A 15,013-nucleotide genomic window follows, 5' to 3' on the forward strand; every position below is an offset into this window, starting at 1 on the left:
GGCTCCCGTGCAATGCGGGAGTCTTATCCTTATTCTTAAGGTATATAGCATGAACAATTTGGCAGCCAAGAAAGAACCCTCCATTATGGTAGGGGGTTTTGTGCTAGGCGGTGCAATGATAGGGGCAGGGATGTTTAGCTTGCCAACTATTATGGCAGGAGCTTGGTTTATTAACTCAGTTGTAATCCTATTAATTGTTTGCTTTTTTATGTTTCACTCAGGGATTTATATTTTAGAATGTATATCAAAATATGGTTCAGGAACAAATTACTTTTTTATATCAAAAGAACTATTACCTAAATGGGCCTGTTATCTTGCAAATATGGCATTAATATTTGTATTGTATATATTGATATATGCTTATATTTCTGCGGCAGGTTCAGTTATCAAAGAGGCAGCAACAATTTATGGGTATGATATTAATCTAAGACTTATATTTGTTTGTTTTACATTAATATTAGGTGCTAGTATTTGGTGGAGTGGTATTGGTGCGAGTAGATTAACTTCATTATTTTTATTTATTAAGATAGTGTTATTTATTCTTGCATTCTCAGGGTTGTTTTTTATTGTAAAAACAGATTTATTATTAACATCGCCAGTTGAAGGCGGACAAGCTTCACTACTTCCATTTGTCTTTATTGTTATTCCCTATGCGATTACCTCTTTTGGTTACCATGGTAATGTTTGTAGTCTTTATAAGCTTTATCATGAGAATGAGAGAAAGGTCGTTAAGAGTTGTATTATTGGATGTGTATTGGCACTAATCCTGTATTTTTTATGGATATTAGGCACCATGGGAAATCTCCCAAGACCTGAATTTCTAAATATTATTAATAAAGGCGGTAACTTAGATGCATTTATAGAATCCCTTTATGCCGTTCTTAATAGTAAGCACATAGCAACATTCTTACTTTGGTTCTCAATTAGTGCCGTGTTTTGTTCATTCTTGGGTGTGGCAATCGGTTTATTCGACTACATCTTATCATCGTTGAACTTTAACGATAATTCATCAGGAAGAATGAAAACAGCATTATTGTGTTTCTTACCTCCACTTGTCCTTTGCATGCTATTTCCTAATGGTTTTCTTATCGCAATTGCTTATGCAGGAATGGCTGCCTGTATCTGGGCGGTTATATGTCCAGCAGTCATGGCCTTGAAAGTAAGAGAACGATTCCCTGATGCAAAATTTAAAGTATGGGGTGGAAAAGGGTTGATCTATGCAGTGATTGCTTTTGGGGTATTTGGAATTATTTGTCAATTACTTGCACAGTTTAATTTATTACCGATATACCGTTAATTTTCAAACCTTGTTATAAAAATAACTGTAAAGGCACAGTGCGGGTTTACTGTGCCTTTTTTATTGTTTTAATCATAAATGATCTCAATATTTTTTATAATCTCGTCTGCTTCCGCTGCTGCCTGTATTAGTAAATTTTCAATAGTAATGACATAACCTAGCCGGCTATAACTATCTTTAAGTTGCTTAATTTTTATTGGTGTGGGAACGAATTTAAATAATAACGGCTTATTTAATATAAATTTTGGAATGATCTTATCAATTATCCCGATACGTTTTGAGGTTAAAAATCTTATTGATGCATATTGTACTTTATTTATAAATTTTGGCCTGTATTCCATGTCGTTAACAAACAGAGATAAGTAACAATGAACCAAATCAAATCCAGTTGAAATTGAGCAAAGCTTATCAATCATACCGCCTGCGACCCTCGGATTTATCTCTATCAGCATGATTGATTTTTTATCTAATTTAAATTCAACATGTGCAACCGTATGGGATAATCCAATTTTATTAAGCCAATCTATAATGGTTTTTTTGATTTTAGAGTTTGAATCAAATTTATAGGGGAAGTCATGACCTATTTCGACAGAATATTTTCCTTCGGTGGTGTGCTTTTTAGTAAATCCTAATATTTCCCATTGTGAGGTAGCTGCACACCAATATGCTTCTGCACTATACTCATTTCCATCAATAAACTCTTCAATAAGATAGCTAGAGGATAGTTTATAGCCTCGTTGGTTTGTTCTGAATGCGATAATTTCTTCAACTGCAATATTAACTTCCTCTAGGCTATGGCATATTGTTACTTTACTACTACCGCTGTCATCACAAGGTTTTACAACCAGCGGAAATTTCATTTCAGAAATATCAATCTTATCTTTAATATCGAAAACGCGATATTTAAAATCATCATTTGGGTCAAATAATATTTGTCGCGTTTTGTTTTTGTATCGACATAAAATAAGCGACTTCATATTTGGTGAGGGTAAACCGAGGGCATGGGATGCTGCTGCGGCATTGATTAATCGGTAGTCATCAAATGCGACAATTCCATTGGGGTTATAGTCTATTGCAGCATTGATAATTGTTGCAATGCAGTCGGTATTAAGTTCTACAACAAGGTCGGCATGCAGTAATGGGTTGTCAGCGATGGTATGGTAAAAATCATATTCCTTGGTAAATAGTACCGCTCTATAACCATTTTCTTGCGCTATTTTTATTGCACGAACACCTGTGCCGGAGATATTACATTCTAGAAAAATTATCGTTTTCATTACGCTTCCTGTTATATAAGTAATACTCTATGGAGAGTAAAATAAGTAATATTGAAAATGTTATTAATGGTATGGTTATATGTAATTGTTCAGGGGTTGATATTATTCCGATATAGGCGCCGAGAGATTCGGCTAGTCCCCAGCAGAAGATACAAATAGATAATGATATTTTTTTATTTCGAAATGGGCATTTTTCGATAGCCAAGCTGTTGTTGTAAGGGCTCCAAATTAGTTCGCTTAATGTGAATAGAATAATTAATAAATACATGCTCATAGTAGATTTAAAATCAAAAAATAGAAGTAGAGTAGAGATTAATGCTAAACTGAGTTTATACATCGTTTCTTGTACGCTTGATTTCTTTTTAGCTAAATAATGGGTTACTTTTACTTGTGAAAAAATAATAATAGCAGCATTTAATGCAAATAAATGAGAAACTGAAATGTAATGAATGTTTTCGGCGTAATTTGACTCGAAATGATAAGCTAAGTTTCTAAAAATTAGGCCTAACATAAAAAATGGAATTGAGCTATAACCTACAAATAAGTACCATGCTTTTAGTGTTGAAGAAGGTGTTGTATTATTTTCATCATCTTTTTTTGATATTTCCCCTTCAGTTAAGGTGAAGGCATAAATAGATGATAAAAACATTATTGCTGATGGTAATATAATAATGCCTGAATAAGATTCATTATAAGACCATTCCCCGATAATACCACCTAATGCTGATGATATATTAACAATAACATTCAATAATGAAAAATTCTTTATCCTGTCAGAGTGGTTATTATTTTCAGCCATAAATAGGCTGGCACAAACGTTTGCTATGGAAAATCCTGCGCCAATCGCAGCTGAAACGAATATGAGAAAAATATAACTAGATGTGAAATAAATGCTTAAAATAGATACAGAAGCAAGAAAGTAGGTTGTTATTAATGTTTTTTTATATCCTAGTAAATTTATTATATAGGGGGTAAATAATGAACACGCTCGGCTAATAAATAAAAATATAAATATAATGATTGCAGTCTTCTCTTCTGAAATGTTTTTATAGTTCAAAAGATATAAAGAAAAAAAAGGCAAAAAACTGTAGAATGATATGCCCGATAGAAATCGGGATGTGATTATTTTATGTATCATGAAAACTCTTTATATTTTTTAACGATTGAATTATAGATTTTATCTAATTGAGCTATCATGTTTTTATTTACATTAGAACTTGTGACAAATCTAACTATGTTTGATGTCCATGCAGTACTTAATACGTCATGATTTTTTAAAATATCCACGAGATTTTCGGCATTATTTGTCTTTAACATGACAATATTAGTTTCAACAGGATAGGCTAATTGGAAATATTTAGATGTTATTGAGGCTAAACACTTTGCATTGTCATGGTCTATTTTTAAATTAATTTCATAATCTTTTAATTTATTCAAGGCAATCGCTGCCATCAATCCCGATTGGTGTAATGCACCGCCATACCATTTTCGATATTTTTTGGCTGTAGTGATATCTTTTTTCTTTCCGACAAGAAGGGAGCCAAAGGGCGCACCTATTCCTTTTGATAAGCAGATATTAAGCATATCTATATTTTCAACATATTTTTGTGGCGATATACCTATTGATATGCATGTGTTTAATACTCTAGCCCCATCGAGAAATAAAAACATATTATTTTCATTGCATAAATGCCTTAGCTTTTTTATTTCTTCAAGTGGAAAAATCATTCCGCCATAAGTGCTAATGCTGCTTTCGATTGATATTATTTTTGGCGTTGAATATAAATTCGACCATCTAGCCTTATAATTTATAGCATCAATAACATCGTCTGCACTAAGGATGCCATTTTTAGTACGAACATTATTAATAACGAGTCCATTTAACGCTGAGATTTGTGATGACTCAAAAAAACAAATGTGATAGCCAACTTCCGTAATAACTTCATCTCCTGGATTAGAAAGGACTTTTAACCCTATTTGGTTACTCATTGTGCCTGACGGCATAAATATAGCGTCTTCTTTATTAAAGAGATTGGCGATATGATGCTCCAGTTTTTTTACGTAACAATCTTCATTATAACAATCATCTCCAATTTGGTTGTAATTAATACTATCTAAATCTTTGTATTTTAATTTTGTTAAAGTATCACTTCTTAGGTCTATCATGATTATTTCAACCCTTTATTATTTATTATAAAATGTTTTTTTAATTATATTATGTGTAGTCATATCTCATGTTTTTAAGTTTATATAATGGCTAAGCTGAGCGACTTTATAATTGTTATTTGTGAATATCAAGAAATTTGGTGATTGAATGATTTTGAGTGTGATTTAAATCATGTTAATTTTTTAAGCTCAGCATTTTTCTATTTGTTTCTGTTTTTATTATAGTTAATATTAAATTGTTGTTTTTTAATTTTTAAGATAATAAATTATTAGTTAACTATTAATTTGCTCATCAATATCTATAATTTTATGACTATAAGTTTATAATTAATACCATTGTATTTTATAGGCCTATTATCAGGCTACTCGTCAACATACGGGAAAGGCCCTCGGCATCTTTTCAGTGCAATCAAATTGTCTTAATTAATACGTAATATCCTATTTGTAAAAGTTACTTTGTGATATCGATTGATTAGTAAAAGTAAGATGTTTTGATGGATTAACCTTGATCTTTCAAAGGGAGCTCAGCCTATATGCAACATTTTAATTAAATTAATAAATAATACTTATTGATAAAATAGTTTTGGTAATAACGAGCTATATAGTCTTCTGTAAATAATTAAAATTTCTCATTTTTCAGCCGATAAACTTAAATAATGTCATTTTATCTTACCAAAAGAGGAATTTTATGCAGAAACTTCGAGATTATTCGATTCGCTCCGTCATGCTCGTGTTGTTAGGAATCTTATGTTTAATATTAGCTGGAATGAGCCTATATAGCGGCTGGGCACTTAGCCGAATTGCTGATGGTAATAATATTGACCGTCAGTTAGTCAAACAAATGGCAGTATTAAGCCAAGGAAATGATCAGTATTTTCGTTTTGTTACACGATTGACTCGTGCGATGGAAACCAAAAATGCAGGAAAAGAGCCTGACTATGCTTTAGTTAAAGAAGCGATGGTCAATATGGGCACATATTTAGCTGAAATGAAGTCAATTTCTCCCGGCCCTATGGATAAAGCAATATCGGATAGTGTTATTAATACTTGGCAAGCGCTTTTAGATGAAGGGATCACGCCTCAATTAGCGCTCTCAATGGAAAATGATAATGATAAGTATATTTCCCATTCCCATAATGTAACTCCTGTATTAAGTCGTGCTTTTGGTGCTGCGATTCAACAATTTAATCAATCTGCTGATGATGTTATCGATCATACTCGTGGCACTGTTGATAATCTTATGGATATTACTCGTGTAGTGATTGTTGTTGCCGCAATTCTTGGGGTGTTAATTTTGATCTTTACAGATCGTTTTTTGGTTAGCATGTTACAGAAGCCATTGGATACCATTCGTCAATATTTTGCTCAAATAGCACAAGGAGATTTGAGCCAAACAATTAAGCCATTTGGCCGAAATTGTGCGGGCAGATTATTTCCATTATTAGATGAGATGCAGAATAATTTACGTGAAGCTGTTATGACGATCCGCCTTGGAAGTGAAAATATTTATCGAGGTGCTACAGAGATCTCCAATGGTAATAGCGATCTTTCTTCACGCACAGAGGAGCAGGCAGCGGCTTTAGAGGAAACCGCAGCGAGCATGGAACAAATTACTGCGACTGTGCAATTAAATATGGACAGTACTTATCAAGCAAATAAATTGGCCGCGGCTGCTTTTGTGACGGCAAATCAAGGTAATTCGCTTGTTGAGTCAGTTGTGGCAACAATGGACGAAATTGCACTGAGTGGCAGAAAAATTTCCGATATCATCAGCATGATCAACGATATTAGTTTTCAAACAAATATTTTGGCGCTGAATGCATCAATTGAAGCCGCGCGAGCCGGTGTACATGGGCGTGGGTTTATGGTGGTAGCAGCGGAAGTGCGTAAGCTTGCTAGCCATAGTGCAGATGCCGCAATGGAAATTGAACAATTGATCGCAAACTCAACATCTTGCGTTGAGAAGGGGACAAATTTGGTCAATGAAATGGGCGCAACAATGGAAAATATTTTACAAGATATTGATCAGGTTTCTGTTGTGATGAAGCGAATTACTGTCGCATCTGAAGAGCAAAGTAAAGGTATTGCACAGGTGGGGGTCGCCATCACTCAGATGGATAGTGTCACTCAGCAGAATGCTTCTTTAGTTGAGCAAGTCGCGACAGCGGCAAGTTCTTTAGAGCATCAGACCAAAGATCTACAGCAATCAGTACAGAAGTTTCATTTATCAGCAGATACCGTTGCATAGCGAAATCATGCTGTCTTAGCTATTTACTGCGTCTAGACTTTGGATTTGCAATTTAACATAATTAATTGCTAGCCAAAGCCTAGCCTCTTGTTATTCAAAAATATTAATATTGGAAAACTACCGTTTTTTTAAAATACATTTTGATAGGATGTTCTTTATAAATAATAGGTTCGAATGACATAGTTTTAATAGCTGCGATTGCCTCTTCCCTAAAACCAAGGTCTGGAATGTTGTCATTTAATACTTCTACCGAGGCTATACGCCCATCTAATCCTACAAGCAGCCGAATTTGAACCTTAACAATTTTAGAGTATCCGAGTGTTCGCGCTTCTTTTGGATATTTAGGTTCTGCATCATTTAAAATTTTATAGCTAATACCTCCAGAGCCAAGCGCTGTATAGCTTCCATCACCATTTGCGATAAATTGAGCGTTACCAGTAAGGTCTTCTTTACCACTGCCAATGCCTGTTGTGGATATGTTATCAACGGAATCACCTGCACCCGTTGATTCGGTAGAATCGGTATTTACCTTCGTACTGATGTTCTCTTTTTCGGGTGTTTTTGAATGGCTTTTCTGTACTTCATTGACGGTATTCTCACTCGTTTTTTGAGCTGTATTGGGTAGCCATTTGTCATTTTTATTTATTTGTTTTTCTGACGATTTAGCCTGCTTATCTAGCATTGTTCTCGACGTGTTTACATTTGTCGTTGGTTTGGCTTCTGAACGTGATAATGTTGTTTTGAGTGGTTTTTCAATCGATTTTTTAGGTATGACATAATGGGAATCTAATGAATCCTCTTTAGGTGGTTGTTTATTTTCGAGCGTATTTACATCTTCCGCTGTACTGTGAATTTGTCTATTTTCAGGTTGTGATGCCTTTGGTAGCGAATTTTCAGCAGTTGTTGGGGGTGAGATTTTTGAGGATGGAGCCGCCGCGCCTTCCTGATCTAGTGGGTTAATACTCGCTTCAGATTGTCTGTTTTTAACATAACCCAGACCTTCACCTGAGCTGGCTGGTCCACCAAGAGAAAGAGTAATAACATTGGCGCCTTCAACTAATGGAAGTGCCCTACCTGTTTGTAGGGCGATGAAGGCAACAATGGCTAGATGAATGCCAAGCGATATCACGAGGGCAATGTTATAACGCTGAAAATAGCTAAATGTCACAGTAATTGTTCCCTTCAATATATTCTTTGCATTAGCCAATAATGATTAAATTCGAAATCAATAGGTCGCTTTGATACCAGCAAAATATGAGCGCTCATTTCCTGGGATGAGTGAGCCATAACCTGAGGTCACATAATCGTAGTATTTTTTATCCATTAAATTAGTAATGCCACCGTACACTTCAATATGATCGATTGGTGCATAGCGCACACTAATATCAACAAGATCACGTGATTTCACGATACCTTCATCTTCTTTATTGGCATCTGAAAGGAAATTATTATAGGAACCGTAATAGGTGTATTGAATATCACCAGACAGCTGCTCGGTGAAGTCATATTTTGCTTTAAGTGTGACTGAGTGTTCAGGCACTTTCATTAAGCCACTTTTGGTGTAGTCAATGGTATTTTTACCATTTTCCTCTAAGAAATGACGTCCTTGGCTGTTATAGTCAGAATGGCCTTTTAGCCACGCATAAGACTCTTGAAATGTGAACGAACCGAAGGTTTGTTGAAAATCAATATCAGCTCCCCAACGTCTTGTTTGTAGCAGATTCATAGTGTAAGCATCATTGATGCCTTTTAAATAGATTCGGTTAATTTGATTATTGGTATTTGACATCCAAAAGGTCATGTTAACGGTACTAAAGGCGAGTTTATCGCGTAAGCCTACTTCAAATAGATCGTATTTTTCATCTTTGGCCTTGGTAATGGAATAGAGTTTTTCACCATTAACTACAGATTGGTCACTAATTTGGACGCCATCAGGTAAGGTGTAACCTCGTTCGTATCTACCATAAATTCGACCTGTATCACGATAAAGATAGGCGACGGAAAGCTCGGCAGCAGTGTTCCAGCGATTTGAGGTTCCAGAGCCGTTTACGGTGCCGCCCTTATCAAAAGACCATTCAGTGAGTTCACGTCTTACGCCTTGAGTGAAAACAAATTGTTCTAATTTTAAGCTATTGAGAGCATAAAGTGCCGTCGATTTTCGACCGTAATCAAAGTGAAAAGGTACGCCATAGTATTTTCCTTTATCATCTTGCTTATAGCTGCCGATATAGCCAATTGAGGCATTTTGTTTTGAATAATCAATACCTAAAAGGAGATTACTATCACTTAAATAACCGATATCAAGCTTAAATTTTGCACCGCGACTGTCTTGGTTAACTTTTTGTTCCCAATTAGCATTATTAGTATAAAAACCATCGGTATAGAACACATCACTGTTAAAAAATAGTTTTTCAGTTAGTTGATTTTGATAACTCAGATTGTAGCTATCAATTTCTCTATCACCGGTTAAGTAACCATTAATCGTTTTCTTAATTAGTTTACCATTTTCGTCTACACCCGCAGTGACCGTTTTATCTGGCGGAACGTAATCTTTACCATATTTTTTAATATTACGAGCTGTTAACGTTTTGATATATTGTGAGCTCTCGGTGAGATGACTACCGCGTAATAAAAGGCTTTGGCTAGGGGTAATATCCCATCTTCCCCCTAGCGAATAATATTCAGAATTACGATAAGTATCCTTATAATATAAGTCTCTGTTTAACTTACTGGCTGTACCTAGCAATGCAAAATTATCACCGACTTTAGTTCCAAGGCTTCCACTTAATCGATTTCCTTCCGAGTTCCACTCAGATAAAACTGTGCTTTTGGGGTTTTTCATGCTTCTGAGGTTTGATGTGATATTAATCACCCCTCCTGCAGTTCCTGAGCCGTAAAGCACACTACCGCCACCTGGAATGATTTCGATGCGTTCAAGTTGCTCGACAGGGATGACATCATAATTTGTTGTATAAGGATGGTTAGATAGCGTCGTAATTGGCGCGCCATCTAAGAGAACTTGTAAATTGCGTTGTGCAGTTTCAGAACCTTGACCACGAATATCGATATCGCCTTGCCCTGTGGTATCGACACTAATTCCAGGTACCGATTTAAGGACATCTGAAATAGTGCGATTTCCATGCTGCTGGATTTCTTCTTTTGGGATAACAATAATTTGTTTTGTATCGCGAAGGCGTTCAATTTCAACATAATCAGGGCGCGCATAGCTATCTTTTAGTTCGATAGTATCTTCATAATTTGAAGGGGCATTATTCTTTTTTTCGGTTGTAGCACTCGTTATGGAAGGTAATGCACAAAGGACAGCACAGCAGATTAAATTGATTTTAACATGAGCTTTTTTTTGTTGGGTTAGAGTTGCTCGTTTCATTAGTGTAAATAATCCCTCGCAAATAACAATGATAATGAAAATAATAATCATTTGTATTATATGCAATGTCAGATCGATATCAACACAATTTGAATTATTTAATGTATTGAAAAATTAGAGAGTTAGGATATTTTAGATAGGGAAGGGTTGAGGATATGGTCACAAAAAAGCACTTCCTGAAAAACAGAAAGTGCTTCTAAAAACACTGCATTAATCGACTAGGATTAATTCATGCCGTATTTTTTCAATTTCTTACGCAGTGTACCGCGGTTGATACCCATCATTAGGGCAGCACGGGTCTGGTTTCCACGGGTATATTGCATAACCATGTCCAACAAAGGCTGTTCTACCTCAGCCAATACAAGCTCATATAAATCATTAACATCTTGATTATTTAATTGAGCAAAATAGTTCTTCAGTGCTTGCTTAACTGAGTCACGTAACGGTTTTTGAGTTACTTGATCTTGTGAATTTACAGTAGCAACAGTTAGTACGTCAGAATTTACGCGTTGTTCGAACATAGTTCAGTCAGCTCTTATCTTTTATTTACGCAAAAATTTTCAAAAAATGCTTCCAACACCTCCAGCTGTTCGCTGGCATCCTCAATGGCGTTGAATGAGCGCCTAAACTGGTCATCAGGTGCATGCTCTCGTAAGTACCAAGAAACATGTTTGCGCGCTATACGGGCTCCTTTGCCTTGACCGTAAAAGTCGTGCAATTCCTGTACATGCGCTAGCATTATGCGTTGTACCTCTGCCATTGGCATCGGTGGCAATATCTCACCTGTGTCCAGATAATGTTGGATTTCCCGAAAGATCCAAGGTCTTCCCTGAGCAGCTCTGCCTACCATCAAGGCATCAGCCCCTGTGTAGTCTAAGACAGCTCTGGCTTTTAGCGGGTCAGTAATGTCGCCATTGGCAATAACCGGAATGGTAACAGTCTGCTTAACTGCCCGAATATTGTCATACTCAGCTTCACCATTAAACAAGCAGGCTTTAGTTCTGCCGTGAATGGTAATAGCTTGAATACCACAATCTTCGGCCAATTTGGCAATTTCTATACAGTTTCGTTCTTCAGGCGACCAGCCTGTGCGAATTTTAAGTGTCACAGGCACATCTACTGCTTTGACCACGGTTTCTAGAATCGATTTAACGATATCTGGATAACGCAACAGTGCAGAGCCTGCAAGCTTTCGATTCACTTTTTTAGCTGGACAGCCCATATTGATATCAATGATTTGAGCACCACTCTCAATATTAATTTGAGCCGCGGCGGCCATTTCATCGGGATCATTGCCAGCTATTTGAACGGAACGAACCCCAAGTTCATCGCGATGAACCATTCTTAGTCTAGATTTGTCTGTCTTCCACACCTGAGGATTAGAAGAAAGCATTTCTGATACTGTCATTCCAGCACCCATGTCATAACAGAGCGACCTAAAAGGCTTATCTGTGATACCTGCCATGGGGGCAGCAATAAGACAGTTTCTCAACTGATATTGTCCGATACGCATAACTAAAATGGGGGCCATACTGTGACTGCAAGGGCGCGTATATTACGCATTTTTTACAAGATTTGAAAGGACAAACTTTGAGCAAACGGTCATTTATCACTAAAATTTTTATCTTGATTTTTTCAAGAAGGTTAAATTAGCTATATTTAACAATTGATTACAGTTAATTCATCACAATTTATTAAAATTACAGTTACTCGATTCAAATCTAGTGCAGAACAGATTATCGCCAGCTATTGAGCAATATTTGAGCTATAAGATAATCTATTCTGATTTGAATTTCAAAGAAATTATTCTTTAATCAGCATAATATTTCTATTAAAAATGCTTGACACCAGTGATGCGGCACCATTCATCTTTTTCTGCTATAGGGTCAATTTCAAAATCGGCACGATAAGCGTCGGCAACACCTTCGGCCTGTGTTGCAAGCACGCCTGAAAGTCCGAGTAAACCACCCGCACATGGCAATACGCTAATCATAGGCGCGAGTTCGCGTAATGGGCCTGCAAGGATGTTAGCCACGACGACATCGGCTTGCAGCGCTTCTGGTTGGTCTTTGGCGAGATACAAAGATAAACGGTCTGATACATTATTACGCTGTGCATTATCACGGCTTGCTGTAATGGCTTGTGGATCAATGTCGATCCCGATGGCGTGGGCGGCACCTAGTTTTAGGGCTGCAATCGCGAGAATGCCAGATCCGCAGCCAAAATCGATAACAGTTTTACCTTCAAGATCAATGCCGTCTAACCATTCAAGGCATAAAGAGGTAGTTGGATGCGTTCCTGTACCAAAGGCTAAGCCTGGATCAAGCATTACATTAACTGCAGTTGGATCGGGTACTTCACGCCAACTTGGGCAGATCCATAAACGTTGACCAAAACGCATTGGATGAAAGTTATCCATCCATTCTCTTTCCCAGTCTTTATCTTCTATTTGTTCTATTTTATGGGGGAAGCCAGCGGCCAGAAGAGGGCTATTTTCTAATTGAGCAATAACTGTATTCATATCGGTTTCTGCGTCATATAAACCAATAACGTCAGTGTCTCCCCATAACCGAGTTTCCCCTGGCAGAGGTTCAAAGACAGGCACATCGTGGCTATCTTGGAAAGTGACAGAGACTGCGCCACTTTCGATAAGTTCGTCGCCTAGTGCTTCTGCTTGTTTAGCGTTTGAGTTAAGTTTTATTTGGATCCAAGGCATGTTTGTTCATTCTCTTGTTTAGTATGCTCGTCATACTTCGAGTTATAGTGTTGTTGGCTGCTCTCGGCTACTTGGGTTATACACTGGTGTATGTTCCGTTGGATTAGCTTCTTCGCCGCCTAACCACAATTTGAATTATTTAGAGCATTAAATTTTGTTTAGTATATTTGTCATACATCGATTTGTGACTTTGGTCATATACCGATCTTTTCAGAATGTATAGGTTGTTCATTTTTTGGCAATTGTACTGGATTCTTGCCAAAAAGATTACCAATGAAAAAGGCAAACAGGCTAAAAATAAGTGACGGTACAATGGCATGGAAGCCCATAATTTCGATTTTAAAACTGGCGAGTAGAGCATAGCTAACGCCACCGATAACCATGGCGCTGATGGCACCTGTTCCATTGGCCTTTTCCCAATATAGACCTAAAACTAATGGCCAAAGAAAAACAGCTTCAAGCCCACCAAAAGCCAGCAAATTTAACCAAATGATCATTTGTGGCGGATTCCATGCCGCAACCAGTAATAACGCACCTAAAATGAGTGTGGAGAAACTCGAAATACGTGCTAATTTTTTCTCATTTTTTATTTGTTCTGGTACTGCATTGAGGTAAATATCTTTCACAATCGTGGCTGATGATTGCAATAGCTGAGCATTGATTGTCGACATGATAGCTGCCATAGGGGCCGCTAAGAAAATACCTGCTGCAAACGGCGGTAATACTTGAACCATCAGTGTTGGAATGACTTGGTCTGGTATCGTGAGGTCAGGCAAAATTGCGCGGCCTAATGCGCCAGCAAAGTGCATACCAAACATTAAAATTGCCATTACTATCGTACCTAGAATGATGCCTCGATGAACGGCTTTGCTGTCTTTATAAGAGATACAGCGCACTGCGGTGTGCGGCAGGCCAATTACCCCAAAGCAAACCAAAATCCAAAATGAGGCAAGGAATGGTCCACTAAGTATGTCATCAGCGCCTTGCGGAGTGACAAGTTTAGGGTCAATCGCTTGAATTTTATCGATAGCGGCTGGAAGTCCGCCTGCATGATAGATAACGGCAACAAGCAAAATAACCGTACCTAATAGCATCACAACACCTTGTAAGGCATCATTTAAGACGCTGGCACGGAAGCCACCGATAGAAGTATACAGTGCGATAGAAACCCCAAAAATCAATAAGCCGTAGGTATAGGGGATCCCTGCTGCGGTTTCTAATAATCGCGCGCCACCGATAAACTGAACCGTCATGGCACCAAAAAACGCGATTAACAAGCTAATACTGGCAAACCAAACGATAAAGCGACTCTGATAGCGGGCGTAAAGCATATCGTTAAGAGTAACGGCATTGTATCGACGCGCTAAAATAGCAAATTTCTTCCCAAGTACACCGAGGGACAGCCAAATAGCGGGTAATTGGATCATCGCGAGTAAAACCCAGCCTAGACCATATTTATACGCTGCGCCGGGGCCACCGATAAAGGAGCTTGCACTGATATAGGTTGCCGTGATCGTCATGGCGAGCACAAAACCACCCATAGAACGATTACCTAAGAAGTATTCGTTGAGAAACTCCCCTTTGGTACGCTTTCTATAAGCGTAAACAGACAGTAGAAATACAAGTGCAAGGTAGCCGATTAATGGCAGGAGAACTTCAGTCTGCATCATTCTCCTCCAGAGAAATGTCTTTAAAAATGAGTTTTACCATCATGATGCATAAGAGAATAAAAATGATAGGTAGAATCAGGCATGACCATTCGAACCACAACGGGAGTCCTGTGACGCCAATATTATTGTCTGGTAGATAGGCGCAGATGAGCCAGCCTATGAGATAGGCAATGGTAAGATAGAGCGCCCAGCGAGCTTCCTTGTTTGACTGAAGAAAACGTTTATCCATACGTTTTTCCTCCTCATTTCTA

At 37.5% G+C, this 15,013-nt stretch carries 12 protein-coding genes; 2 read left to right on the plus strand and 10 right to left on the minus strand.

Annotated features, from left to right (window positions below; genetic code table 11):
- The first annotated feature begins 49 nt into the window (after positions 1 to 49).
- Entirely contained in the window at positions 50 to 1,297 is a 1,248-nt protein-coding gene (locus AAZR93_RS11345) for an aromatic amino acid transporter (protein ID WP_434719868.1), read from the plus strand.
- Between the two features lie 68 nt (positions 1,298 to 1,365).
- Here the strand turns inward: AAZR93_RS11345 and AAZR93_RS11350 are convergent, their stop codons facing one another.
- From AAZR93_RS11350 to AAZR93_RS11360, 3 genes are read right to left on the minus strand one after another with little or no spacing between them, the layout of a single operon-like run.
- Positions 1,366 to 2,574: an ATP-grasp domain-containing protein gene (locus tag AAZR93_RS11350; RefSeq protein ID WP_434719869.1), complete on the minus strand. Its 1,209-nt coding sequence runs from the start codon at positions 2,572 to 2,574 to the stop codon at positions 1,366 to 1,368.
- Entirely contained in the window at positions 2,546 to 3,712 is a 1,167-nt protein-coding gene (locus tag AAZR93_RS11355; protein WP_434719870.1) for an MFS transporter, read from the minus strand. The genes AAZR93_RS11350 and AAZR93_RS11355 overlap by 29 nt, the downstream gene beginning before the upstream one ends.
- Positions 3,709 to 4,740, minus strand: coding sequence for a threonine aldolase family protein (locus tag AAZR93_RS11360; protein ID WP_434719871.1), 1,032 nt, complete (start codon positions 4,738 to 4,740; stop codon positions 3,709 to 3,711). The genes AAZR93_RS11355 and AAZR93_RS11360 overlap by 4 nt, the downstream gene beginning before the upstream one ends.
- Positions 4,741 to 5,428: 688 nt before the next feature.
- Here AAZR93_RS11360 and AAZR93_RS11365 point away from each other — a divergent pair.
- Positions 5,429 to 6,988, plus strand: coding sequence for a methyl-accepting chemotaxis protein (locus AAZR93_RS11365; protein ID WP_434719872.1), 1,560 nt, complete (start codon positions 5,429 to 5,431; stop codon positions 6,986 to 6,988).
- A 103-nt stretch (positions 6,989 to 7,091) separates the two neighbouring features.
- Here AAZR93_RS11365 and AAZR93_RS11370 read toward each other — a convergent pair whose 3' ends face one another.
- The 7 genes from AAZR93_RS11370 to AAZR93_RS11400 all read right to left on the minus strand — a co-directional run bounded on the left by AAZR93_RS11370 (position 7,092) and on the right by AAZR93_RS11400 (position 14,991).
- A complete protein-coding gene (locus AAZR93_RS11370; protein ID WP_434719873.1) occupies positions 7,092 to 8,156 on the minus strand; it encodes a TonB family protein in 1,065 nt (354 codons plus the stop codon).
- A gap of 57 nt (positions 8,157 to 8,213) precedes the next feature.
- A complete protein-coding gene (locus AAZR93_RS11375; RefSeq protein WP_434719874.1) occupies positions 8,214 to 10,376 on the minus strand; it encodes a TonB-dependent receptor in 2,163 nt (720 codons plus the stop codon).
- Between the two features lie 224 nt (positions 10,377 to 10,600).
- The gene (gene fis / locus AAZR93_RS11380; RefSeq protein ID WP_004258438.1) at positions 10,601 to 10,897 is read right to left on the minus strand and encodes a DNA-binding transcriptional regulator Fis; all 297 of its coding nucleotides are present in this window, start codon (positions 10,895 to 10,897) and stop codon (positions 10,601 to 10,603) included.
- A gap of 14 nt (positions 10,898 to 10,911) precedes the next feature.
- Positions 10,912 to 11,889 carry a tRNA dihydrouridine synthase DusB gene (gene dusB, locus AAZR93_RS11385; RefSeq protein ID WP_294106952.1) on the minus strand — a complete coding sequence of 326 codons (978 nt, stop codon included), beginning with the start codon at positions 11,887 to 11,889 and terminating at the stop codon, positions 10,912 to 10,914.
- A 318-nt stretch (positions 11,890 to 12,207) separates the two neighbouring features.
- Entirely contained in the window at positions 12,208 to 13,092 is an 885-nt protein-coding gene (gene prmA, locus AAZR93_RS11390) for a 50S ribosomal protein L11 methyltransferase (protein WP_434719875.1), read from the minus strand.
- A gap of 194 nt (positions 13,093 to 13,286) precedes the next feature.
- Positions 13,287 to 14,759 (minus strand): sodium/pantothenate symporter, encoded by a 1,473-nt coding sequence (gene panF, locus AAZR93_RS11395; protein ID WP_434719992.1) that lies wholly within the window; start codon positions 14,757 to 14,759, stop codon positions 13,287 to 13,289.
- A complete protein-coding gene (locus tag AAZR93_RS11400) occupies positions 14,749 to 14,991 on the minus strand; it encodes a DUF997 family protein (protein ID WP_434719876.1) in 243 nt (80 codons plus the stop codon). Before AAZR93_RS11400 ends, panF begins: the two co-directional genes overlap by 11 nt.
- Between the last annotated feature and the right edge of the window lie 22 nt (positions 14,992 to 15,013).

The sequence above is a fragment of the Providencia sp. Je.9.19 genome (genome assembly GCF_051129765.1).
GTDB lineage: Bacteria > Pseudomonadota > Gammaproteobacteria > Enterobacterales > Enterobacteriaceae > Providencia.